The sequence below is a fragment of the Lysobacter spongiicola DSM 21749 genome (assembly GCF_900167055.1).
Classification (GTDB): Bacteria; Pseudomonadota; Gammaproteobacteria; order Xanthomonadales; family Xanthomonadaceae; genus Novilysobacter; species Novilysobacter spongiicola.
Window position 1 is genome coordinate 1 of record NZ_FUXP01000014.1, and the last position, 22,833, is coordinate 22,833.

A 22,833-nucleotide genomic window follows, 5' to 3' on the forward strand; every position below is an offset into this window, starting at 1 on the left:
GCTGTCGCGTGGGGACAGTGCCGCGGTCTCGAGGATCGATCGGTTAACCCGCCCGAACCTTCTTCCTTGAACCGTTTCAGCCACTTGTACGCTGTTCGAACGCTCACGCCGGCGGCGTGTGCGGCTTCTTCCACGCGCAGGCCCTGAATCAAGATGCGGTCCACGAGCAGGGCTCGACCGCGAGGGCTAAGGCGGGCATGTTTATGCAGGTTCATCCGGGGCTCCTGGAGGGGTGGCTGATTCGCACCTCCAGTCTTCCGGGACCACCCCGGATGAACAACCTACTGAGAGATCACATCTAGTCCGCCAGCAGGCGCTCCATCGCGGCACGATAGTTGTGCGCGACCAGGTCGCTGCGATAGTGCCGGCCGTTGTCGACCACGCACTTGCCGCCCACCCACGCCTCGCGCACCAGCGGTCGGTTGCCGCTGAAGACCCAGCGATCGATGGCATCTTCGTCCTGTGCGCCTGCAAGCTGCGCGGCGGCGACATCCAGCACCAGTGCATCCGCGTATTCGCCTTCGTAGAGGCCACCGATCGGATGGCCGGTGGAATCGCCGGCACTGCTGGCCACGTGGTGCAGCAGGCTCTCGCCGACGCTGGGGAAGCGCTCGGTGGCCGCGATGTTGCGTCGGCGGGTTACCAGTCGTTGGCCGTATTCCAGCCAGCGCAGTTCCTCGACCGGTGACACAGAAATGTGCGAGTCCGATCCGATGCCCCAGCGCCCACCGGCATCGAGGAAGTCGCGCAGGCGGAACAGCCCGTCACCCAGGTTGGCTTCGGTGGTGGGGCAGATGGCGACCGTCGCGCCGCTTGCGGCCACGCGGCGCACTTCAGCGTCGTCCAGGTGCGTCGCATGCACCAGCGTCCAGAGGGGCCCGACGTCCGCTTGGTCGAGCAACCACTGCACCGGTCGGGCGCCGCGCCGTTCCACGCATTCGTCCACTTCTGCAGTCTGCTCGGCGATGTGCACGTGGATGCGGCTGTCCGACGGCAGCGCCGCGAGCACTTCGGTCATCGCCGCCTCCGGCACCGCGCGCAGGCTGTGCAGCGCGCAGTCGACCCGCACCAGCGGTCCTTCCTCGTTGCGCAGCGCGTCCAGCAGGCGGAGATAGCCTTCCACGTCGTGGCCGAAGCGCTTCTGCCGCTCGCCCAGCGCGCGGCCGTCGAAGCCACCCGTCATGTACAGCACTGGCAGCAGGGTCAGGCGGATGCCGGTTTCACGGGCCGCGGCCACCAGCGCGCGGGACATCGCCGCCGGATCTTCATACGGCTTTCCGTCCGGCGCGTGATGGAGGTAGTGGAACTCGCACACGGTGGTGTATCCGGCTTCGAGCATCTCCGCGTACAGCTGCGCGGCGACGGCGTGCAGCGTCTCGGGCGTGAACCGCGCCGCGAAGCGGTACATGGTCTCGCGCCAGGTCCAGAACGAGTCGGCGGGGTTCGTCTGGCGCTCGCCCATGCCCGCCATCGCCCGCTGGAAGGCATGCGAATGCAGGTTGGCGATGCCGGGCAGCACGCGCTGGTCGGTGGTGCCGCCATGGCGGCCGGCGGTGATGTGGCCATGCGCATCGACGTCGAGCTTGACACCGTCCTGCCAGCCGTCGGGGTGCCAGGTCCTGGCGTTTGGAATCGTCCTCATGGGGCCATTGTCGCGTGGCCGGCGTGAAATCGGCGACCGCCTACAATGGCCCGATGGCGAACGAGTCGAACAACAAGTGGGACGGCATCATCGTCGGCGCCTCGCTGGCGACGCTGGATGCCGACAGCGGCTACGGCGGGATCGAGGATGGTGCGATGGCCTGGCGGGGCGGCTGCATCGCCTGGGTTGGCCGCCGCCGCGACCTGCCCGGGGCGCCCGAGGAGTTGGCACGGGAGGTTGTCGAAGGCGATGGCTGGATCACCCCAGGCCTGGTCGACTGCCACACCCACCTGGTCTTCGCCGGCGACCGCGCACGTGAGTTCGAGATGCGGCTGCAGGGCGCGAGCTACGAGGACATCGCACGGGCCGGTGGCGGCATCCTCTCCACGGTCCGCGCCGTGCGCGAGGTGGACGAGGACGAGCTGCTGCGACAGTCCCTGCCACGGGCGCTTGCCCTTCTGGCGGACGGCGCCACCACGCTCGAGATCAAGTCCGGCTACGGCCTGGACTTCGACAATGAGCGCAAGATGCTGCGCGTGGCGTGCCGGATCGGTGAGCAGCTCGGGGTAACGGTCCGCACGACCTACTTGGCGGCGCATGCGTTGCCGCCGGAGTTCGCCGGCCGCGCCGACGCCTACATCGACGAAGTGGTGGCCTGGTTGCCACGGCTGCACGACGAGGGCCTGGTCGACGCGGTCGACGCCTTCTGCGAAGGCATCGGTTTCGACCCGGCGCAGACGCGCAGGGTCTTCGACGCAGCGCGTGCGCTCGGATTGCCGGTGAAACTCCACGCCGACCAGCTGAGCGACCTGGGCGGTGCCGGGCTGGTGGCGGAGTTCGGAGGCCTGTCGGCCGACCACGTCGAACACACCAGCGCCGACAGCGTCCGCGCCATGGCCGCTTCGGGCGCGGTCGCGGTGTTGCTGCCCGGCGCCTTCCATGTCCTGCGCGAGACAACGCTGCCACCACTGGACGCCTTCCGGGAGCACGGCGTGCCGATGGCCCTAGCGACCGACTGCAACCCCGGCACCTCCCCACTGCAGTCGATGCGCCAGGCCATGCAGCTCGCCTGCACCCACTTCAGGCTGACCCCGGAGGAGGCGCTGCGCGGTGCCACCGTCCACGCCGCCAAGGCGCTGGGACTCGACGACCGCGGGGTACTCCGCGTCGGCCAGCGCGCCGACTTCGTGCAATGGGCGATCCGCCACCCATCCGAACTGGGGTACTGGCTGGGGGGGCGGTTGGCGCGGGCGGTGTATGCCGGGGGCCAGCGACACCTACGCTTCGACTGACACTATTGCCGTAGTGACTCGGGGGTAATTTTTCCCGAGACCTCACCCTGATCATCAAGGAACTCGATGGAGGAAGTTCCATCGCGCTGCACTGCGAGGCGCAGCCTCGGACGGCCCTCTCCGTCACGCAACATCACCAGCGCCTCGCCTTCGCCGCGCCGCCCCAAGAACACACGCTCGGCGAATCCCTCGCCCAGTTCCGCTATCAGTGCTTCGCGTTCAACTTCCCCCAGACTCTCGATTTCCTGGAACTTGCGAATGGACTCGATGGACGATTCCTCGCTACGATCGTTGACCGTGAGGCCAGCCTGGTAGTTCTTTCCGTTCTCGATGTGATTGAGAACCGTCACCTGGTCCTCTTCGAACCTGTCCATGCTCAGGTGCACGAAGTGTTGTACGGATCCGTCGGGTTTGCGACGACCGGCGAAGGCAAGCCCACCATTCTCGGTGCCTTCATCATTGAAGAACACGATGCCTGCGGCCCCCCGGTCGTGTTTGAATTCCTCGCCCTTCATGATCAGACCAGGGAACTGCTCACGGTTCGACACCACCATGCGAAGGGTCCCGTCGGGCTCGCGCACGTTTATGCGCTGCACGTCGATGACATCGAATTTCTGGCTGCGTACCCCGGTCGCGCCCGTCAGCAGGACGACGCCCAGCCCGATGGTCAGTGCACCCGCCCAGGCAAAGAGCAGGCGATTGGAATCGACCTTCATCCGGAACCTCCGTTTCTCGTGGGAGGCTGCACCTTACCCACGGGCTCAGGGCCCGGCAACGAAAAAGCCCCGCGACAGGCGGGGCTTTTTTCACCGACCGTAGCGGGCCGGGATTACTCCTTGACGACGGTCTTCTTGGCGACCTTCTTGGCAGGCGCCTTACTCGCGGTCTTGGTGGCCTTCTTCACCACCGGCGCGGGGGCTGCCCCGGTCGTCTTCGTCACGGTCTTGCGGGCGTTGCCGTAGCTGGAGTTGAAACGCTTGCCCTTGGCGGTCTTGCGGTCGCCCTTGCCCATGGTCTTGCTCCCAGATGGTTCGATCGATGTGCGCTCGCACAAAACGGCGCGAATAGCAGCCTAGATTAGCACGCCAGTCCGCCCCGAAGCATCAATGGGCGCACCCGGCGTCATGGACGTGGCCGTGGTTCAGGCGCAGGTTGATGACGTGGCCAAGGCCGACCAGCGTCCCGCCGAGCGTCATCGCGACGGCATGCGGCACGACCGACTCGTGCAGTGGCGGGTACAACACCCCCACCCACAGGATCAGCAACCCCGGAATCAGCAGCCACAGCGCCCGCGCCGCGCCGTGCCGCCGGTAGCCCCACACGAGGCTGCCAAGCCCCAGCAGGGTCGCAAACACCACGAACGCCTGCTCGAGCCCGGCGCTGGCCAAGGCCACCATGCCGACGGACGGCAACAGCGCGATAGCGACGGGCAGGAGCGCGCAGTGCAGCGCACAAATGATCGAGCCGTAGGCGCCGACCCGGTCGAACAGATTGCGCCTGGAAGATGGAGACATGACTTTCGGGGGGCTGGACACGAGATCGTTATAATATAACATTCCGTCTCCTCCGCAACCTCTTGCCCCTCGGACATGGCCCAAGCAACCCTCCCGCATCACCTGCCACTGTTCCTCGCGTTGTCACTGGCGGTGCATGTCGCCCAGGCCGCCGAGCCGGCCCAGTCCAACCCGCACGACCATGACCCGGTCGACCTGGCCGCGGTCGAGGTCCGCGCCACCCCGTTGCGCGGCACCGCGGACGATCTGGTGCGACCGGTGGAGGTGCTTGCCGGCGCCCGCCTCGAAGCCGCCAAGTCCAATTCGCTGGGCGGAACGGTCGACAAGCTGTCCGGCGTGCAGTCGTCCTATTTCGGGCCTGGCGTTGGCCGCCCGATCATCCGGGGCTTCGATGGGGCCCGCGTGCAGGTGTTGAGCGATGGGCTGGGATCGGGCGACGTGTCGACGGTGAGCGTTGACCATGCCGTGTCCATCGAGCCGTTCCTGGCCGAGCAGATCGAAGTGTTGAAGGGGCCGGCCACGTTGCTGTACGGCAGCGGCGCCATCGGTGGCGCGGTCAACGTGGTCGACGGCAGGGTGCCCGAAGCGGCCACCGCCCAACCCCTGCAAGGACGCGCCGAGCTTCGCGGCGGCACCGTCAACGACCAGCGCACCGGGATGTTCCGGCTCGACGGCACCTCGGCATCCGGGAACGTCGTATTCCACTTCGACGCACTCCACCGCGAAACCGGGGACTACGACATCCCCGGCCATGCCGAGAGCGCGCGGCTGCTGGCCGAGGAAGGCGAGACGCCGGAACCCGGCACCGGGGGCACCCTGGCCAACAGCAGCGTGCGTACCGACAGCGCCGCGCTCGGTGTGTCCTGGGTCGGCGACCGCGGGTTCGTCGGCGTCGGCTACAGCCTGTTCAACAACCGCTACGGGGTGCCGGGCCACGCGCACGAGGAAGCACACGACCACGATCACGACGACCACGATGATCACGACGACGACGACCATGCCGACGAGGCGCTGCACGGCGAGGAAGGCGTACGCATCGTGATGGATCAGCGCCGCACCGAACTGCGCGGCGGGCTGGACCGGCTGGGGCCTTTCGAATCGCTGCGGGCCAAGCTGGCCCGCACCGAGTACACCCATACCGAATTCGAGGATGGCGAGGTCGGCACCGTGTTCGACAACACCAGTACCGAGGCGCGGGTCGAGCTGGTGCACCAGCCGATCTCGGGCTGGGATGGCGCGTTCGGGGTGCAGTGGTCGCAGCGCGAGTTCCTCGCCGTGGGCGACGAGGCCTTCGTCCCGGGATCGGAAGCGCGGGACCTGGGCGTGTTCTGGATCGCCGAGCACGGCTTCTTCGAAGACCGGACGCAACTGGAGATCGGACTGCGGCACGACCGCAACGAGGTCGACGTCGCGGACGGCGCCGCCATTGGTCCCGACCGTGACTTCGACACCACCAGCCTCTCCGCCGCCCTGCGCTGGAACCTGAGCGACGCGGCCCACCTTTCGTTCGGACTGGATCGCGCCCAACGCTCCCCCACCGCCGAGGAGCTGTACTCCAACGGCCTGCACGTGGCCACCGGCAGCGTCGAACTGGGGGACCCGGACCTGGAAGTCGAGACTGCCAACCGTACCGAGATCGGCGTGCATTGGCACAACGGCCCGCTGGAACTTGCGGCGTCGATCTGGCACGTGCGCTACGACGACTTCGTCTACCTGGCCGAAACCGGCATCGACGAAGGCGACGGCCCGGTACGTGCCTGGACCCAGCAGGACGCAAGGTTCGATGGAGCCGAAGCCTCGCTCGACTGGACCTTCATCGAGAACCGGACGGGTGCGTGGGCACTGCGGGTATTCGGGGACGTGGTGAAGGCGGAACTCGATGGCATCGGCTCGCGCGACATCGATGTTGCGGTCCCGCACGGCGACCATGCGCACCACTACGAGGTGTCGCTGCCGAACAGCGGCAACCTGCCGCGCATCGCCCCTGCCCGGGTGGGAGGCGAACTTCGCTGGGAAACCGCCGCTTGGCGTGCCTCCGTGGGCGCGGTCCGCTATGCCGAGCAGGAAGACGTGGCCGAGTACGAGACGGTGACGCCGGGCTACACGCTGGTGGATGCGCACCTCGCCTGGCATCTGGACACGCCGGGCGGGAACGCGGTCGAGGTGTTCGTCGACGGGAGCAACCTGCTGGACGAAGAGGCGCGGCCGCACACCTCGTTCCTCAAGGATCTGGCGCCACTCCCGGGCCGTGGCATCGAGTTCGGGATCCGCGGGTTCTTCTGATGGCTGGCCCCTGCGACGGCGCGGTCGCCGCAGGGGTCAGCGGCTGGCGCTCCTGGTGAACCTGTAGGAGCGGCTTCAGCCGCGATCGTGAACCATCATGGGATCCGATTCCGTGATCGCGGCTGAAGCCGCTCCTACAACAGCGGTTACGAGCGCGGGGTTCAGCCGGCCTTCGCGCACTCCGCGCACAGGCCATGCACTTCCAGCGTCTGCGCCTGTGGGACGAAGCCCAGCGCGCGGGCGCGGATGTCCAGCGACTCCACCACCTGCCGGTCCTCCAGCTCGGTCGCCGAATGGCAGCGGTCGCAGATCAGGAACGGCACGGCGTGCTGTTCGCCGCCGGGATGGTGGCAGCCGACGAAGGCGTTGATCGACGTCAGCTTGTGGATGAAGCCGTGCTCGAACAGGAAATCGAGCGCGCGGTACACCGTCGGCGGCGCCGCGGCATCGTGGGTGGCCTTCATCAGGTCCAGCAGCTCGTAGGCCTTCACCGGCCGCTCGGCGTCGGCGATCAGGCGCAGGGCGTGCGCACGGATCGGTGTCAGGCGAAGCCCGCGCTTGTCGCACACGCGCTCGACCTCGCTGACGAATGCGTCGGCATCGTGCACGTGGTGCAGCGGATCGGTGCAGGCGTGGTCGTGGCTCATGGTCCGGGCCTCATGCCCCTGATCTAGTTCCCTTCGGGGATCTTTGCAAGCGCGGCATCGATGCGGGCCAGCGCCTGCTCGCGGCCGGCGAGGTACACCGTATGGGAGATATCCGGGCTGACCTGGGTCCCGGTGATAGCCACGCGCATCGGCTGGGCGACCTTGCCCATGCCGAGTTCGAGCGCAGCGGCGGTGTCGTGCAGGGCCGCATTGATCGCTTCGGCGTTCCACTCCGGCAGGTCAGCCAAACGACCGCGTGCGTCGGCAAGCGGCGCCTTCGCGGCCGGCTTCAGGTGCTTGGCCACTGCCGCTTCGTCGTACTCGACCAGCGGCCCGAACCACACCGCGGCGCGCTCTGCCATCTCCTTGAGCGTCTGGACCCGATCGCGCAGGGCGACGACGACATCCGCCGGCGCCGGGCCGGCATCGAGGTCGTAACCCGCCTCTCGCAGGTGCCAGGCCAGGTGCGCGGCGACTTCGGCCGGATCATCGGCCTTCAGATATTGCTGGTTGAGCCAGCCCAGCTTGGCCGGATCCAATCGCGATGCCTTGGCGTTGACGTCCTTCAGGTCGAACAGCGACTTCATCTCCTCGATCGAGAAGATCTCCTGGTCACCGTGGGACCAGCCCAGCCGGACCAGGTAGTTGAGCAGCGCGTGCGGCAGGTAGCCGGCGTCGCGGTACTGCATCACGTCGGCGGCGCCGGTGCGCTTGGACAGCTTGGCCCCTTCCGGGTCGAGGATCATCGGCAGGTGGGCGAAGTGCGGGACTTCCGCGCCAAGCGCCTTGTAGATGTTGATCTGGCGCGGGGTGTTGTTGACGTGGTCATCGCCACGCACCACGTCGGTGATCCCCATGTCGAGGTCGTCCACGACCACCGCGAAGTTGTAGGTTGCGTAACCGTCGGACCTGAAGATCACCAGGTCGTCGAGTTCGCTGTTGGCGATCTCGATGCGTCCCTTGACCTTGTCGTCCCACGCCACCACGCCGTCGAGCGGGTTCTTGAAGCGGATGACCCGGTTCGGATCATCGCGATAGCCGGCGTCCTTGTCGCGATAGGCGCCGTTGTAGCGCGGCTTCTCGTTGGCGGCCATCGCGGCCTCGCGCATCGCCTCGAGCTCTTCCTTGGTTTCGTAGGCGTAATAGGCGTGGCCGGCCGCGACCAGCTGTTCGGCGACCTCGCGGTAGCGGTCGAGCCGATGGGTCTGGTAGATGGGGCCTTCGTCATAATCCAGGCCCAACCACTCCATCGCCTGCAGGATCGCGTCGATCGCGGCCTGCGTACTGCGTTCGCGGTCGGTGTCCTCGATGCGCAGGATGAATTGGCCACCGCGGCGACGCGCCTCCAGCCAGCAGTACAGTGCGGTGCGCGCACCGCCGATGTGCAGGTAGCCGGTGGGGCTGGGGGCAAAACGGGTGCGGCAGGTCATGCAGGCAGGCTCGTAACGGCAAGCCGGTGATTTTAGCCGGTGCCGGCGGCGCCTGCCGGACTTGGGGCACTTGTAGGAGCGGCTTCAGCCGCGATCATGGAATCGGCAAGGCCACGAAACATCAGATCGCGGCTGAAGCCGCTCCTACAAATGCGCTGACAACCGACCGGCGAGCGACCCCGTCCGCCGCGATTACAATTCCGCCATGACCACGCTCTTCATCTCCGATCTCCACCTCGACGCCGAGCGCCCCACCATCACCGAGCTGTTCGGGCGCTTCCTCCGGGAAGAAGCCCGGGGCGCGGATGCGCTCTACATCCTCGGCGACCTGTTCGAGGCGTGGGTGGGCGATGACGACCCGTCCGATACCGGCGCCTTCGTGGCCGATGCGCTGCGCGCGTTGGTCGAGGCAGGCACGCCGGTGGCATTCATGCATGGCAACCGGGATTTCCTGCTGGGCCAAGACTTCGCCCGGCGCGCCGGGATGTCGATCCTGCCCGACCCCAGCGTGGTGGTGCTGCACGGCAAGCCGGTACTGCTGATGCACGGTGACACCCTGTGCACGGGCGACGTCGCCTACCAGCAGTTCCGCACCCAGACGCGCGACCCTGCGTGGCGGAAGCAGTTCCTCTCGCAACCGTTGGCCGCCCGGCTCGCCTTCGCCCGGCAGGCACGTGCGGCCAGCATGGCGCACCAGCAGGGGCTGCAGGGCGAGGGGCGGATGGAGACCATCACCGACGTGGCACCCGATGCTGTGGGGCAGACGTTCTCCCGGTTCGGCATCGACACGTTGATCCATGGGCACACGCACCGTCCTGCGGTGCACGAGCTGGACGTGGACGGACGGCAGTGCCGGCGCATCGTGCTGGGCGACTGGTACGAGCAGGGCTCGGTGCTGCGCGTGGATGAAAAAGGGTTCCATCTGGAGTCCCTCGCTGCCGGGACTTCTCCGGCCCCGTAGGAGCGACGTCAGTCGCGACCTGTACATCGCCATCTGAACCCGCGGGGTCGCGACTGACGTCGCTCCTACAGGGGGAGGTCGGGGCTCCAATTGTCGATCGCGGCTGAAGCCGCTCCTACAACTTCCGTTCGCGGGTGAAGGCCTCCAGCATCGCGAGCTCTTCGTCGTCGAAGCCGGCCCGGCTGCGGGCCTCCATGTTGAACGGGCCATACAGCACGGCGCGCGCGTACTCGCCCAGCAGGCTGCGAAAAGTGGGGCCGGGCTCCACGCCGGCGCGTTCGCAGTACCAGCGGAACCAGCGCGAGCCGGCGGCGACGTGCGCGACCTCTTCGCGCAGGATCACTTCGAGTATCGCCACGGTGGTCTCGTCACCCATCGACCGGAGCTTGTCGATCATCCCCGGCGTCACGTCGAGCCCGCGCGCCTCCAGCACCCTCGGCACCAGTGCCATGCGCGCCAGGCCGTCGTGCGCGGTCTTCTCGGCCATCTCCCACAGGCCGTTGTGGGCATCGAAGTCGCCGTATTCGTAGCCCAGTTCCCGCAGGCGCCCGCGCAACAGTTCGAAGTGCCGCGCCTCGTCCTTCGCGACCCCCACCCAGTCGGCGTAGAACGCCTCGGGCAGGCCGCGGAAGCGGTAGACCGCATCCCAGGCGAGGTCGATGGCGTTGAATTCGATATGGGCGATGGCGTGGATGAACGCCGCTCTGCCCTCGTCGGTACCCAGGCCGCGCTTGGGCAGGTCGCGCGGCGACACCAGCCGAGGCCGCGCGGGACGTCCCGGCATGCGGATGGGCTCGGGTGCCGGAGCGTCGGCCGGAACCTGGAGCTCACCGCGGGCGAAGGCCGCTACCGCGGCGAAGGTCGCTTCGACCTTGGCTTCCGGCGTCGCGGCGTCCAGGCACTTACGGGCGGTGTCGAACAGGGAGCTGGGCATGGTCATCCGATCGATGGAACTCCTTGATTCGAGCCCACTACCGGGCTCCTGTAGGAGCGGCTTCAGCCGCGATCGGAAACCGGCACGGGCACACGGTTCCGGATCGCGGCTGAAGCCGCTCCTACATTTGCGCGCAGCCGGGCAAATACCGCAGGCCTACCCGCCGCGGCGGGTGTTCTTGGCGTCGTCCGAGCGCAGGCGCTTGATGCGCTCGAAGTAATCGGCCTCGGCACCGGTGACGTAGTCGCCGTTGAAGCAGGACGAGTCGAAGAACTTGATGTCATGCTTCGGTCCCGCCACCGCGTGCTCCAGGTCCTCGATGTCCTGGTAGATCAGCCAGTCGCAACCGAGCAGTTCCTGTACTTCCTCCTCGGTGCGGTTGTAGGCGATCAGCTCGTCGGCGGTGGGCATGTCGATGCCGTAGATGTTGGGGTGGCGCACCGGTGGTGCCGCCGAAGCCAGGTACACCTTGCGGGCACCCGCCTCGCGTGCCATCTGCACGATCTGCCTGGAGGTGGTGCCGCGCACGATGGAGTCGTCGACCAGCAGCACCACCCGGTTGCGGAATTCCAGCGGGATCGGGTTGAGCTTGCGCCGCACCGACTTCGCCCGCTGCTCCTGGCCCGGCATGATGAACGTGCGGCCGACGTAGCGGTTCTTGATGAAGCCTTCCCGGTACTTGATGCCCAGCACGTGGGCGACTTCCAGCGCGGCGTCGCGCGAGGAGTCGGGGATCGGGATCACGGTGTCGATGTCGTGGTCCGGCCGCAGGCGCAGGATCTTCTCACCCAGCGTCTGGCCCATGCGCATGCGCGCCTTGTGCACCGAGATGTCGTCGATCATCGAATCGGGGCGGGCGAAGTACACGTACTCGAACATGCACGGCGTGTGCTTGCCCGGCTCCACGCACTGGCGCGCGTGCAACTGGCCGTCGGCGGTCAGGACCACCGCCTCGCCGGGGTTCACGTCGCGCACGCGGCTGAAGCCGAGCAGGTCGAACGCGACCGACTCGGACGCCACGGCGTATTCGTCGCCCGCCTCGGTGGTGCGCTTGCCCAGCACCAGCGGCCGGATGCCGTTGGGATCCCGGAAAGCCACCACACCCAGGCCGAGCACCATCGCCACCACCGCGTAGCCGCCGACGCAGCGCCGGTAGACGTTGGCTACCGCATCGAACGCGGCTTGCGGAGTCAGCGCTTTCTGCCCGTCCAGCTCATGCGCGAAAACGTTGAGCAGCACCTCGGAATCGGACTCGGTGTTGATGTTGCGCCGGTCCTGCTCGAACACTTCGCCACGCAGCGAATCGGTGTTGATCAGGTTGCCGTTGTGCGCCAGCGCGATGCCGAATGGCGAGTTGACGTAGAACGGCTGCGCCTCGTCGTCGCCCTCGCTGCCCGCGGTGGGGTAGCGGCAATGGCCGATGCCGATGTTGCCCCGGAGCAACCGCATCGACGCTTCGTCGAAGACGTCACTGACCAGGCCGTTGCCCTTCTGCACCAGCAGCCGCCGGCCATCGGCGGTGGCGATGCCCGCGGCATCCTGGCCGCGGTGCTGTAACACCGTCAGGCCGTCATAGAGCCGGGCTGCGACCTCGCTGTGGCCGACGATTCCGATAATGCCGCACATGGTTCAGGATCCTGTAGGTACGAGCTGTTGCGTTGGAAGATGATCGGGTGACAGCAGCGGTGTTTCGGTGCCGTGCCCGTGCAGATCGACTTGCGCCGCCACCCAGCCCGGCAGCCACGCGCTCAGCCAGGTGGCACCGGGCACGAACAGCGGCACCACCGGCGAGGACTGCCACGCCGCCTCGCGCGGCAGTTCGGTCAGGCCGAGCAGCAGCACGATCACGCAGGCGACGAACGCACCGCGTGCCACGCCCAGCAACAGGCCGAGCAGCCGGTCCAGCCCGGAGAGGCCGATCGAGTGCACCAGCTTGCGGACCAGCCAGCCCACCAGTCCGACTGCCAGCAGCACGACGATGAAACACAGCGCGTAGCCACCGAACAGCTGGCCGGCACTCGGCTCCCCGTCCACCGCCAGCATCAGCCCGACCGCGCCACCAAAATGGAATGCCGTCCACGCTGCCAATACCCAGGCTGCGAAGGAAGCGAGCACGCCGACGAATCCGCGCATCAGCCCGAACAGCGCGGATGCGCCGACGATTGCCACCAGTACCCAATCGACCGCACTCATCGCTTCGGCGTGACCGCCCTCACGGGTGCGAATGCACGAAGCCGTTGACGCCGAGTTCCGCGGCGGCACGGGCCTTCAAGCGCTCGGCTTCGGCGCGGTCGGCGACCGGACCCACCTGGACACGGTTCAATGGGCCGTTCTGCCCCTGGACGCGCTCGATGAAGGCAGATAGTCCCGCGGCACGGGCGCGGTCGCGCAACCTGGCCGCATCGGCTTCGTTGCTGAAAGCCCCGAGTTGCACGGCAAACCCGACGCCAGCCGCGGCCGGGGGGTCGGCCGGCGCGGATGGCGGGGCACTGGGCGCCGGCTTCGCAACAGGCTCGGCCGGTTCCGCGGCAGGCGTCGAAGCCGCCGGACGGGGCGCGGGTTCGGCCGGCATGGGCTCGGGAGCGCTCGGCGCCTCCTCTTGGGCAGCCGCCGGGGTGGCCGCGCCCGCCGAAGCGCGATCTGTGTCGAGCTCGTCATCCAGCGCTACCACGCGCGAGCCGACGTCGTCCCGCACGTGGGCGGCGCGCAGGCGCGCAGCCTCGGCGGTCGCGCGCGAGTCGTACGGTCCGATCCTGACCCGGTACAGCGTGCGGCCATCGACCAGCGTGGTTTCCTGGTAGCCCGGAAGCTGGGAGCCGCGCAGCGCGTCGACAACGCGCCGCGCATCGTCGGCGCTGGCATAGCTGCCGAAGCTGACGGCAAGGTCACCGCCTTCGACCGGGGGCGGCGTCATTTCGACGGCGTCGGCGCCGTCACGGGTATCAACAGTGGGCAGCGCACCTTCAGGCGCCTCGTCGCCACGCTCCATGCCGGCGCCGGTGACGCTGCCCGCCTGTCGGGCCGGCGGGGTCACGAGCGGTAGCTCGCGGGTCTCGAATCCTTCGGCCGGTGCATCCGGGACGTCCAGGGAGACATCCGACACGCCGCTTTCCGGCGCCGGCCCCTTGATCAGCATCGGCAGGAAGATCACCGCGATCGCGACCAGCACGGCGGCGCCGATCAGGCGCTGTTTCAGGGCGGGTTCCATCGGATATCGCATGCCTCGGCGGAGTGCCCGCGAATTATACCCTCGCAGCCCGGTGCGCCGGCTCTGACGCAGCGTCTGCCGGTGCGGCGTTCAGGCTCGCGGCGGACCGAACCGGGCCAGCACGGCGGCAGCGGTGTGGAACGACCCGAACACCAGCACCCGATCCCCGCTGTGAGACTCCGCGAGCACCGCATCCAGCGCGTCGCCGACGGTACGGTGGCGCGAACCGGCCGATGCGGCGCCCGACCCGAGCCGGTCGGCGAAGGCGTCCACGTCCATGCCACGCGGCGCATGCTCCTCGAGCCCGGCCAGGTGCCAGTGGTCGACCTCGCCCTGCAGCGCTGCGACCACGCCGGCCGCATCCTTGTCCGCCAGCGCCGCGTAGACGGCGAGGGTCCGTCCCGGTGCCGGCGATGCCTTCAGCCATGCCGCCAGCTCCCGGGCCGCCTGCGGGTTGTGGCCGACGTCCGCCACCACTTCCACGCCCGCCTGTTCGAACCGCTGGAGGCGGCCCGGCAGGCGAGCGCCCGCGATGCCACGGGCGATGGCGCCGTCGTCGGGGGACGACTCCAGTGCCCGCAGCGCGGCCACGGCCACCGCCGCGTTGCGCAGTTGCACGGGGGCCGGTAGCCGGGGGCGCGAAAGGTCGATCGAATACCCGACCTCGCGCCAGCGCCAATGGTGAGCCGGCGCGTCCTCGGGATCGGCCTCGAAGAAGAAGTCGCAGCCGATGCGGATGGCCGATGCGCCGATGAGATAGGCGTGGCGCAGCACGCTCGAGGGCGGATCGTCGTCCCCCAGTACCAGCGGCTTCCAGGCGCGGGCGATGCCGGCCTTCTCGCGCCCGATGAGTTCGCGGTCGCCGCCAAGGTAATCCTGGTGGTCCAGGTCGACCGTGGTCACCACCGAGACATCCGGCTCGACGATGTTGGTCGCATCCAGGCGGCCGCCGAGCCCCACCTCCAGCACCGCAAGATCCAGGCCTGCACGGGCGAACAGCCACAGCGCGGCCAGCGTGCCGTACTCGAAATAGGTCAGCGGCACCTCGCCGCGGGCCGACTCGACCGCTTCGAATGCCTCGACCAGTGCATCGTCGCCGACGTCGTGCCCCTCGATCCGGACGCGCTCGTTGTAGGCCAGCAGGTGCGGGGAGGTGTACGCGCCCACCTTCCAGCCGGCTTCCCGGGCGATCGCCTCGATGAACGCCACGGTCGAGCCCTTGCCGTTGGTACCGCCGACCAGCACGACCTGCCGCGCAGGCCGCCCAAGGGCAAGGCGGGCGGCAACCTCGCGCACGCGGTCCAGCCCCATGTCGATCGACTTGGGGTGTTGCCGCTCGATGAACTCGAGCCACTGGTCCAGGGTCATTGGCAGGCGCCGGTCGGAGTGGTGGGTACGATCGCGCGGCTACAGCGCGCGGTGCACGGCTTCGCCGAAGAACGGCGTGTGGTGGCTGCAGTCGTTCAGCCGCACCACCTCCAGGCGGTCCACGTCGGGCCCTTCCAGCAGGTTGAGGGTGGTCGGCGCCTGCCGGAACGTCCACAGGCGCCCGAGCGGAATGCCCAGCACGTGGCACAACAGCACCCGGTTGACGGCATCGTGGGCGACCACGAGCAGGGTCTGATCCGCCGCGAGGCCATCGGCCGCCCGGGCCAGCGCAGCCCATGCACGATCGAACACATGCTGCAGCGACTCGCCGCCGGGCATCAGCACCTCGTGCGGCGTGTCGCGCCATGCCTGCAGCAGGTCGGGGTCGCGCTCGGCGATCTCGGTCGCCAGCAGGCCTTCCCATGTGCCGTGGGCAATCTCCATCAGCCCCGCATCCGTGGCGAGCATTCCGCTGCGCTCGCCCAGGGCGAGCTCGGCCGTGCGCCGCGCCCGCCCCAGGGGCGAGGCGACGGCGCGATCGACCGGCAGGTCGCGCAGTCGCTCGCCGAGGGCACGTGCCTGCGCTTCCCCCACCGGCGACAGCGGGATGTCCGCCTGCCCCTGGTAACGGCCGGCGGCATTCCATTCGGTCTCGCCATGGCGGGCCAGGATGATCTTCATGGGTGCTATTCCTGCTCCGGCACCCCGAGTTCCTCCAGCACCTGCGGTGCCGGGAAGACCTCCTGCATCACCCAGCGCATGTAGCGCGCGTCGAGCGCGATCACGCGGGTCATGTCCGGATCGAACACCCAGTTCGAGCTCACGCTCTCCCAGTTCATGTCGAACACCAGCCCGACCAGCTCACCGCGGGCGTCCATCACCGGGGACCCGGAGTTGCCGCCGGTGATGTCCAGGTCGGCCATGAAGTTGACCGGCACCGTACCCAGCGCCTCGCTCGCCAGGCCGCCATGGTTGCCGGCGGCGATGGCATCGAGCTGGGCCTGCGGGGAGTCGAAGGGCTCCTCGCCGGTGTGCTTGGCGGCGATCTGATCGATCGTGGTGAACGGCGCCTGCCGTGTGCCGTCGGCCTTGGTGTAGCCCTGCACGTTGCCGAAGGTGATGCGCAGGGAAGAGTTGGCATCCGGGTACACGAAGCCGCCCTGGCTGGCCTTGTAATCGGCGACGGCCTGCAGGAACGCCGGGCGGGCGAGCAGCGCGTCACCCTGCCGCGCCTCGGCCTCCCGCTCCAGTTCAAGCAGGGTCGGCATCACCGCGACCGCGAACTGCAGCGCGGGGTCGTCACTGGTTTCGAAATCGGCCGGGTCCGCCTCCAGCAGGGCCAGCCGCTGGTCGAGGTCTCCGAGGCGGGTGCGGGCCAGCTTGTCGAGTGCGGCCTGCACGGCGGCTTCGTCGTCGCCACCCAGCCACTGGTCGATCGACTCCACGCGCTGGCTTTCCGGCAACTCGACATACTGGCGCAGCCAGTACTCCTGCAGCTGGCGGTCCATCGCCGGGTGGTAGCGCTTCTCCATCTGCCGCAGCGAGCCCTCGAAGCCCGGCAGGTCGCGCTGCTGGTAGCCCGGTTCGCGCTCGGCGTCCGGCTTGGCCTGTTCGATCGCCAAGCGGTAGAGGCCGGTGGCGGCACCGATCACGCCGGTGCGGCGCAGCTGGCCCAGCACCAGGTCGCGTTCGCGCGTGGCGCTCTCCGCCTCGTGCAACTCGAGCAGGCGCTCATGGGCAGCCAGTGCGGCTTCGCCCTCGGCGCCCTGCCCGCGGAGCCAGTCGAGCACGGCCGCTTCTTCGCGGTGCTTGGTGGCGCTGGCGTCGATGCGCTCGAAACCTTCGAGCTGCCCACCGTAGTTCTTCATCGCGTTGTGCCAGCCGCGCACGGTGCTGGCGTACTTGACCTCGATGTCCTCGTTCTCCGCCCCGGCGGCTTCCACCAGGCCCACGAGGTTCTCGTAGTGGCCCTTGAGCGTGGGATAGGTCCACTGAGCGGTCTCGTCGAATTCCGCCGCCAACGCATAGCGGGCAGTGCGGCCGGGGTAGCCGGCGACCATCACGAAGTCTCCCGTCTCCAGCGGACGCGAGGCGATCTTCAGCCAATGCCGCGGCTCGTACGGCACGTTGTCCTCGGCGTACGCGGCAGGCTTGCCGTCCGGCCCGACGTACGCGCGGTAGAACGTGTAGTCGCCGGTATGCCGCGGCCACATCCAGTTGTCGATATCGCCGCCATAGCTGCCGATGCTGTTGGGCGGCGCATGGACGAGCCGGACGTCCTTGATCTCCAGGTTCTTGAACAGCCTGTAGGTGTTGCCGCCGGAGAAGCTGTAGAACTGGCAGCGGAAACCTTCCTCCGCCTCGCAGTCGGCCACCAGCTGTTTCTCGATCGCCTCGAGCGCCTGCGACCGGCCTGCGGCATCGGGCGCGGCGGCGATGGCGGCCTTGACCTGCGCGGTGACGTCGCGGATCGAATCCAGCGCGTAGATCCGCGCATTGGGACCGGCGGAGAGCTCCTCCGACAGGTCGGTGGCGTTGAAGCCCTTGTCGATGAGGTTGTTCTCCGGCGTGGAGTTCAGCTGGATCGCGCCGTACGCGCAGTGGTGGTTGGTCACCACCAGCCCGCGCGGGGACACGAAGCTGGCGGTGCATCCGCCCAGCGACACCACCGCGCCCATGGGATCACCGGTGAGGTCGGCCAACTGCTCCGGGGGCAGTTCCAGGCCGGCCTTGCTCAACGGGCCTGCGATTTCGGGCAGTTGCTGGGGCACCCACATGCCCTCGCCCGCCGCGGCGGAACCGGTGACGCCTGCCAGCGCGATGGCGGTGGCCAAGATCGAATGACGCATGGTGTGCTCCTGGAAGTCCAACGGGCGAGTTTAGCGCGCAGCCGGGGCCATCGACGGGCCCTCTACCGGCAGGTTCATCTCCTCCAGCAGGTGCGGCGCGGGGTAGACCTTGTCCATCAGCCAGCGCATGTAGCGCATGTCCACGTGGATGGCCCGCTTGTAGCGTGGGTCGAACTTCCAGCTGGCGCTGACCGCTTCCCAGTTGCTGTCGAAGTTCAGCCCCACCAGTGCCCCCCGGGCATCCAGCACCGGGGAGCCGGAGTTGCCGCCGGTGGTATCGAGGTTGGTCATCATGTTGACCGTCTGCGTGCCCAGGGCGGGATCGGCGGTCGGACCGAAGTCGCCCGCGGCGATCGCTTCCCGCAGGCGCAGCGGCGCGTCGAACGGCGCCTCTCCGGTGTGCTTCTCCATGATCCCTTCAACCGTGGTCAGGGGCAGGTAGCGCACCCCGTCGCGCGGATCCATCGTGCTGACCTGGCCATAGCTGACGCGCAGCGTCGAATTGGCATCGGGATAGACGGGCTGGCCCTGGGATTCACGATGGCCGATCAGCGCGCTCATGTACGAGGGCCGCAGGCGCAGCAGTTCCCCGTCGCGCTGTTTCTCTTCGTCCTCCAGGCGCAGCAACGCCGGCTGCAGGCGGGCGGCGGCCTGCAGCAACGGATCGTCGCTCCCCGCCACTTCGGCCGGCGCCGCCCCGAACATGCGCAGGCGTTCGTCCTCCGCGTCCAGCGCGGTACCGGCATACAAGGCGTCCACCCTGGTGCGGATCTGGTCGGCGGACCCGCCAAACACCGCCTCCAGCTCCGGGACCCGTTGCGCGTCCGGCAGTGCGGCGTGCCGCTCCAGCAGGTGCACCATCACAGCCTTCTCGACGTCCTCCGCGTACCGGCGCTGGACCTGTCGCAGGCCGCCCTCGATCAGCGCCTCGTCACGCTGCTGGTACCCCGCCTCGCGCTCGGCGTCGGGCTTTCCGCGCTCCAAAGCGAGCCGCTGCAGGCGCAGGGCGGAGGCGAACAACTGCGGAAAGCGGCGGAGCGCGCCCAGCACCTGGTCACGCTCCCGGCTGGCACGGGCCCCGTCGAGCACACCCTCCAGGGCCTCGATGTCCTGGCGGGTGGCCTCGTTATCCGCGTGTGCCGCCAACCAGTCCAGCATGGCCTGCTCATCCGCCCGGCGACCGGCCACCGCATCGCTGCGGCGCAGCCCTTCAAGCTCGCCCGTTGCACGTTTCAGCCCGTTCTCGAGGCTCGCGAGGGTGGAGGCGTAGCTGACCTTCGCCGCCGGATCGCTGCCGATCGCGGCCTCGATGGTGTCGATCAGGCTCCTGTAGAGGTCGGCCCGCTCCGGCAGGGTCGATTCCACCTGCTCGGCGAACTCGGAGGCGGTGCGGTGGCGGTAGGTCGTGCCCGGGTAGCCGGCCAGCATCGCGAAGTCTCCCGACGCCACCGGCGAGGTCGCGACCTGCAGGTGCGCGGGCGGCACGTAGGGCACGTTGGCGGGGGAATGGTCGGCCGGGCTGCCGTCGGGCGCCACGTAGGCACGCAGCAGGGTGAAGTCGCCGCTGTGGCGCGGCCACATGAAGTTGTCGATCTCGCCGCCGTAGCTGCCGATGGCGTCGGGTGGCGCGTACACCAGCCGGATGTCGCGGAGCTCGAGCTGGGTGACGAGGTAGAAGTCGGTGCCGTAGTTCATGTTTGCGACGCTGCAGCGGCGTCCGGGCACCTGCTCGCATTCCGCGACGGCCGACTTGGATGCCGCATCCACGGCATCGAAATAGTCCCGGCCACGCTTGCCGCGTGCGTCGGCGAGGATGCGGTCGGTGATGCGGTCGAAGCCGGTGGTCACCCTTACGCGGAAATCGGGGTTGGCCGGGAGCTCGTCCCCTCGCTGGCCGGCGATGAAGCCCTCGCCGATGAGGTCGCGGTCGGCACTGGAGTTGTACTGGATCACGCCGAAGGCGACGTGGTGGTTGGTCAGCACCAGACCCTCGCCGGAAACGAAGGCGCCGGTTCCGCCCCCCACGCGGACGACCGCGTTCATCGGCGCCCGGGTGAGGTCGGCCAGGTCGGCGGGGTCGCCCTCGAAGCCGGCTTCGCGCAGCTCCGCGGCGATCTCCGGCAGCTGGGACGGCATCCACATGCCTTCGTTGGCGTTGGCCGAAGCGGCGACTGCGAGGCTCAGGGACACGGCGATCAGGCGTGGTCGCATGGAGGGTTCCGGAAGAGAAGGAGTCGGCTGAACATAGGCGAAGCAGCCAGCACCGGCAATTGCCCGGAACCGGATGACTCACGAAGCCGGTAGGGACCGCCGCGTATACTTTGCGGCGAATTTTTCGCATTCGAGCGACCTCATGACGCAAACGACGATGAAGGCCCTGGTGAAGCGCGAGGCCGCCAAGGGCATCTGGCTGGAGGACGTCCCGGTGCCCTCCCCCGGCGCCAACGAAGTGCTGGTCAAGGTGGAGAAGACCGCCATCTGCGGCACCGACCTGCACATCTACCTGTGGGACGAGTGGAGCCAGCGCACCATCAAGCCCGGTCTGGTCGTCGGTCACGAGTTTGTCGGGCGGGTGGTCGAGCTCGGACCCGGAGTCACCGGCTACAAAGTGGGCCAGCGCGTCTCGGCGGAGGGACACATCGTCTGCGGCCACTGCCGCAACTGCCGCGCGGGCAAGCAGCACCTTTGCCCGAACACCATCGGCATCGGCGTCAACCGCGATGGCGCGTTCGCCGAATATATCTCGATGCCCGCCTCCAACCTGTGGCCGATCCCCGACCAGATCCCGGGTGAACTGGCGGCCTTCTTCGACCCTTACGGCAACGCGGCGCATTGCGCGCTGGAGTTCGATGTGGTCGGTGAAGACGTGCTCATCACCGGTGCCGGCCCCATCGGCATCATCGCGGCGGGCATCTGCAAGCACATCGGCGCACGGAATGTCGTGGTCACCGACGTCAACGACTACCGGCTCAAGCTCGCCGCCGACATGGGCGCCACCCGCGTGGTCAACGTCGCCAACACCTCGCTGAAGGACGTCATGGCCGACCTCCACATGGAAGGCTTCGACGTCGGCCTGGAGATGAGCGGCAACCCGCGCGCGTTCAACGACATGCTCGACTGCATGTACCACGGCGGCAAGATCGCGATGCTCGGCATCATGCCCAAGGGTGCCGGCGCCGACTGGGACAAGCTCATTTTCAAGGGCCTCACCGTGCAGGGCATCTACGGCCGGCGCATGTACGAGACCTGGTACAAGATGACCCAGCTGGTGCTCAGCGGATTCCCGCTGGGCAAGGTACTGACCCACCAGCTGCCGGTCGAGGAGTTCCAGCAGGGCTTCGAGCTGATGGAATCGGGCAAGGCCGGCAAGGTCGTGCTGAGCTGGACCTGACCGTGGCACCGATCCGCGCTGTAGGAGCGACGTCAGTCGCGACCCACTGACCGGTCGACTCCAGCGCGCTCGCGACTCACGTCACTCCTACACAACCCTGCAAGGACCTCCCATGTCACTGACCGAACGCTACAAGGAAGACCTCAAGTCCATCCGCGACGCCGGCCTGTTCAAGCAGGAGCGCATCATCACCAGCCCGCAATCGGCGGAGATCACCCTGGAAGACGGCCGCAGCGTGCTCAACTTCTGCGCCAACAACTACCTGGGGCTTGCCGACCACCCGGACATCATCGCCGTGGCCAAGGAAGCGCTTGATACCCACGGATTCGGCATGGCGTCGGTGCGCTTCATCTGCGGCACGCAGGACCTGCACAAGGAGCTTGAACAACGGATCTCGAAGTTCCTGGGCACCCAGGACACGATCCTCTACGCCGCGTGCTTCGACGCCAACGGCGGGTTGTTCGAGCCGTTGCTGGGGCCGGAGGACGCGATCATCTCCGACGCGCTCAACCATGCCTCGATCATCGACGGCGTACGGCTGTGCAAGGCGAAACGCTTCCGCTACGCCAACTGCGACATGGCGGACCTGGAAGCGCAGTTGCAGGCAGCGGACGCGGCGGGCGCTCGCACCAAGCTGATCACCACCGACGGCGTGTTCTCGATGGACGGCTTCATCGCGCCGCTGGACGAGATCTGCGCGCTGGCCGACAAGTACGGTGCCCTGGTGCACATCGACGACTGCCATGCGACAGGCTTCGTGGGACGCACCGGCCGCGGCGCGGCCGAGGTCAAGGGCGTGCTGGACCGGATCGACATCTTCACCGGCACCCTCGGCAAGGCGATGGGCGGGGCGATCGGCGGCTACACCTCGGCCAGGAGCGAAGTCATCGAGCTGCTGCGCCAGCGCTCACGGCCGTACCTGTTCTCCAACTCGCTGCCGCCCCACGTCGTGGCCGCCGGAATCAAGGCTTTCGACATGCTGGTCGAGGCGGACCACCTACGCGAACAACTGTCGCAGAACACCGCCTACTTCCGCGAACGCATGACGGCGGCCGGTTTCGATATCCGGCCCGGCGTCCATCCGATCGCTCCGGTCATGCTCTACGACGCGCCGCTGGCGCAGAAGTTCGCGGAACGCCTGCTCGAGGAAGGAATCTACGCGATCGGCTTCTTCTTTCCGGTCGTGCCGCAGGGCCAGGCGCGCATCCGGACGCAGATGTCGGCCGCACATACGCGCGAGCACCTGGACCGGGCCATTGATGCGTTCACCCGGATTGGCCGGGAACTGGGAGTGGTGGCCGCCTGACGGCCGGG

Annotated in this window: 20 protein-coding genes; 5 read left to right on the forward strand and 15 right to left on the reverse strand. The window is 68.1% G+C overall.

Features of this window, described 5'->3' with window-relative positions; all coding sequences use genetic code 11:
• Both B5D37_RS12755 and B5D37_RS12760 read right to left on the reverse strand, forming a co-directional pair.
• A partial coding sequence (locus B5D37_RS12755; RefSeq protein WP_143814316.1) for a leucine zipper domain-containing protein occupies positions 1–215 on the reverse strand: 215 nt, incomplete at its 3' end.
• 83 nt (positions 216–298) lie between these two features.
• Positions 299–1,642 carry a formimidoylglutamate deiminase gene (locus B5D37_RS12760; protein ID WP_078759126.1) on the reverse strand — a complete coding sequence of 448 codons (1,344 nt, stop codon included), beginning with the start codon at positions 1,640–1,642 and terminating at the stop codon, positions 299–301.
• A gap of 53 nt (positions 1,643–1,695) precedes the next feature.
• On the opposite strand from B5D37_RS12760, the gene hutI reads away from it, so the two are divergent.
• On the forward strand, positions 1,696–2,934 hold the full coding sequence (gene hutI / locus B5D37_RS12765; protein WP_078759184.1) for an imidazolonepropionase: 1,239 nt from the start codon (positions 1,696–1,698) through the stop codon (positions 2,932–2,934).
• A gap of 2 nt (positions 2,935–2,936) precedes the next feature.
• On the opposite strand, the gene B5D37_RS12770 is transcribed toward hutI, so the two are convergent.
• The 3 genes from B5D37_RS12770 to B5D37_RS12780 all read right to left on the reverse strand — a co-directional run bounded on the left by B5D37_RS12770 (position 2,937) and on the right by B5D37_RS12780 (position 4,448).
• Entirely contained in the window at positions 2,937–3,650 is a 714-nt protein-coding gene (locus B5D37_RS12770) for a hypothetical protein (protein WP_078759127.1), read from the reverse strand.
• Positions 3,651–3,763: 113 nt separating this feature from the next.
• Complete coding sequence (locus B5D37_RS12775; protein ID WP_078759128.1) at positions 3,764–3,946, reverse strand: 30S ribosomal protein THX; 183 nt, start codon at positions 3,944–3,946, stop codon at positions 3,764–3,766.
• 91 nt (positions 3,947–4,037) lie between these two features.
• On the reverse strand, positions 4,038–4,448 hold the full coding sequence (locus B5D37_RS12780) for a MerC domain-containing protein (protein ID WP_078759129.1): 411 nt from the start codon (positions 4,446–4,448) through the stop codon (positions 4,038–4,040).
• 75 nt (positions 4,449–4,523) lie between these two features.
• Here B5D37_RS12780 and B5D37_RS12785 point away from each other — a divergent pair, with 75 nt between their 5' ends.
• A complete protein-coding gene (locus B5D37_RS12785) occupies positions 4,524–6,731 on the forward strand; it encodes a TonB-dependent receptor (protein ID WP_078759130.1) in 2,208 nt (735 codons plus the stop codon).
• 161 nt (positions 6,732–6,892) lie between these two features.
• Here B5D37_RS12785 and B5D37_RS12790 read toward each other — a convergent pair whose 3' ends face one another.
• Both B5D37_RS12790 and gltX read right to left on the reverse strand, forming a co-directional pair.
• Positions 6,893–7,378, reverse strand: coding sequence for a transcriptional repressor (locus tag B5D37_RS12790; RefSeq protein WP_078759131.1), 486 nt, complete (start codon positions 7,376–7,378; stop codon positions 6,893–6,895).
• A 23-nt stretch (positions 7,379–7,401) separates the two neighbouring features.
• Complete coding sequence (gltX, locus tag B5D37_RS12795; protein WP_078759132.1) at positions 7,402–8,808, reverse strand: glutamate--tRNA ligase; 1,407 nt, start codon at positions 8,806–8,808, stop codon at positions 7,402–7,404.
• 205 nt (positions 8,809–9,013) lie between these two features.
• Between gltX and lpxH the strand changes: the two genes are divergently transcribed.
• A complete protein-coding gene (lpxH, locus tag B5D37_RS12800; RefSeq protein ID WP_078759133.1) occupies positions 9,014–9,769 on the forward strand; it encodes a UDP-2,3-diacylglucosamine diphosphatase in 756 nt (251 codons plus the stop codon).
• Between the two features lie 115 nt (positions 9,770–9,884).
• Here the strand turns inward: lpxH and B5D37_RS12805 are convergent, their stop codons facing one another.
• From B5D37_RS12805 to B5D37_RS12840, 8 genes are all read right to left on the reverse strand, one after another.
• A complete protein-coding gene (locus B5D37_RS12805) occupies positions 9,885–10,709 on the reverse strand; it encodes a ferritin-like domain-containing protein (protein WP_078759134.1) in 825 nt (274 codons plus the stop codon).
• A 150-nt stretch (positions 10,710–10,859) separates the two neighbouring features.
• A complete protein-coding gene (gene purF, locus B5D37_RS12810) occupies positions 10,860–12,329 on the reverse strand; it encodes an amidophosphoribosyltransferase (RefSeq protein ID WP_078759135.1) in 1,470 nt (489 codons plus the stop codon).
• A 3-nt stretch (positions 12,330–12,332) separates the two neighbouring features.
• The gene (locus B5D37_RS12815; protein WP_078759136.1) at positions 12,333–12,896 is read right to left on the reverse strand and encodes a CvpA family protein; all 564 of its coding nucleotides are present in this window, start codon (positions 12,894–12,896) and stop codon (positions 12,333–12,335) included.
• Positions 12,897–12,915: 19 nt separating this feature from the next.
• Positions 12,916–13,911: an SPOR domain-containing protein gene (locus B5D37_RS12820; protein WP_078759137.1), complete on the reverse strand. Its 996-nt coding sequence runs from the start codon at positions 13,909–13,911 to the stop codon at positions 12,916–12,918.
• A gap of 90 nt (positions 13,912–14,001) precedes the next feature.
• Complete coding sequence (gene folC / locus B5D37_RS12825) at positions 14,002–15,279, reverse strand: bifunctional tetrahydrofolate synthase/dihydrofolate synthase (RefSeq protein ID WP_078759138.1); 1,278 nt, start codon at positions 15,277–15,279, stop codon at positions 14,002–14,004.
• Between the two features lie 39 nt (positions 15,280–15,318).
• Positions 15,319–15,960, reverse strand: coding sequence for a histidine phosphatase family protein (locus tag B5D37_RS12830; protein ID WP_078759139.1), 642 nt, complete (start codon positions 15,958–15,960; stop codon positions 15,319–15,321).
• Positions 15,961–15,965: 5 nt separating this feature from the next.
• Positions 15,966–18,056, reverse strand: coding sequence for a S46 family peptidase (locus tag B5D37_RS12835; protein ID WP_200809253.1), 2,091 nt, complete (start codon positions 18,054–18,056; stop codon positions 15,966–15,968).
• 102 nt (positions 18,057–18,158) lie between these two features.
• On the reverse strand, positions 18,159–20,339 hold the full coding sequence (locus B5D37_RS12840; RefSeq protein ID WP_078759140.1) for a S46 family peptidase: 2,181 nt from the start codon (positions 20,337–20,339) through the stop codon (positions 18,159–18,161).
• Positions 20,340–20,496: 157 nt separating this feature from the next.
• Here B5D37_RS12840 and tdh point away from each other — a divergent pair, with 157 nt between their 5' ends.
• Both tdh and kbl read left to right on the forward strand, forming a co-directional pair.
• Positions 20,497–21,519 (forward strand): L-threonine 3-dehydrogenase, encoded by a 1,023-nt coding sequence (gene tdh / locus B5D37_RS12845; RefSeq protein ID WP_143814318.1) that lies wholly within the window; start codon positions 20,497–20,499, stop codon positions 21,517–21,519.
• A 112-nt stretch (positions 21,520–21,631) separates the two neighbouring features.
• Positions 21,632–22,825: a glycine C-acetyltransferase gene (gene kbl / locus B5D37_RS12850; protein WP_078759142.1), complete on the forward strand. Its 1,194-nt coding sequence runs from the start codon at positions 21,632–21,634 to the stop codon at positions 22,823–22,825.
• The last annotated feature ends 8 nt before the right edge of the window (positions 22,826–22,833 follow it).

Coding starts and splice junctions, on each gene's coding strand:
- B5D37_RS12760 (WP_078759126.1), bottom strand. CDS start 1,642: ATGAGGACGATTCCAAACGCCAGGACCTGGCACCCCGACGGCTGGCAG.
- hutI (WP_078759184.1), top strand. CDS start 1,696: ATGGCGAACGAGTCGAACAACAAGTGGGACGGCATCATCGTCGGCGCC.
- B5D37_RS12770 (WP_078759127.1), bottom strand. CDS start 3,650: ATGAAGGTCGATTCCAATCGCCTGCTCTTTGCCTGGGCGGGTGCACTG.
- B5D37_RS12775 (WP_078759128.1), bottom strand. CDS start 3,946: ATGGGCAAGGGCGACCGCAAGACCGCCAAGGGCAAGCGTTTCAACTCC.
- B5D37_RS12780 (WP_078759129.1), bottom strand. CDS start 4,448: ATGTCTCCATCTTCCAGGCGCAATCTGTTCGACCGGGTCGGCGCCTAC.
- B5D37_RS12785 (WP_078759130.1), top strand. CDS start 4,524: ATGGCCCAAGCAACCCTCCCGCATCACCTGCCACTGTTCCTCGCGTTG.
- B5D37_RS12790 (WP_078759131.1), bottom strand. CDS start 7,378: ATGAGCCACGACCACGCCTGCACCGATCCGCTGCACCACGTGCACGAT.
- gltX (WP_078759132.1), bottom strand. CDS start 8,808: ATGACCTGCCGCACCCGTTTTGCCCCCAGCCCCACCGGCTACCTGCAC.
- lpxH (WP_078759133.1), top strand. CDS start 9,014: ATGACCACGCTCTTCATCTCCGATCTCCACCTCGACGCCGAGCGCCCC.
- B5D37_RS12805 (WP_078759134.1), bottom strand. CDS start 10,709: ATGACCATGCCCAGCTCCCTGTTCGACACCGCCCGTAAGTGCCTGGAC.
- purF (WP_078759135.1), bottom strand. CDS start 12,329: ATGTGCGGCATTATCGGAATCGTCGGCCACAGCGAGGTCGCAGCCCGG.
- B5D37_RS12815 (WP_078759136.1), bottom strand. CDS start 12,896: ATGAGTGCGGTCGATTGGGTACTGGTGGCAATCGTCGGCGCATCCGCG.
- B5D37_RS12820 (WP_078759137.1), bottom strand. CDS start 13,911: ATGGAACCCGCCCTGAAACAGCGCCTGATCGGCGCCGCCGTGCTGGTC.
- folC (WP_078759138.1), bottom strand. CDS start 15,279: ATGACCCTGGACCAGTGGCTCGAGTTCATCGAGCGGCAACACCCCAAG.
- B5D37_RS12830 (WP_078759139.1), bottom strand. CDS start 15,960: ATGAAGATCATCCTGGCCCGCCATGGCGAGACCGAATGGAATGCCGCC.
- B5D37_RS12835 (WP_200809253.1), bottom strand. CDS start 18,056: ATGTGGGTGCCCCAGCAACTGCCCGAAATCGCAGGCCCGTTGAGCAAG.
- B5D37_RS12840 (WP_078759140.1), bottom strand. CDS start 20,339: ATGCGACCACGCCTGATCGCCGTGTCCCTGAGCCTCGCAGTCGCCGCT.
- tdh (WP_143814318.1), top strand. CDS start 20,497: ATGAAGGCCCTGGTGAAGCGCGAGGCCGCCAAGGGCATCTGGCTGGAG.
- kbl (WP_078759142.1), top strand. CDS start 21,632: ATGTCACTGACCGAACGCTACAAGGAAGACCTCAAGTCCATCCGCGAC.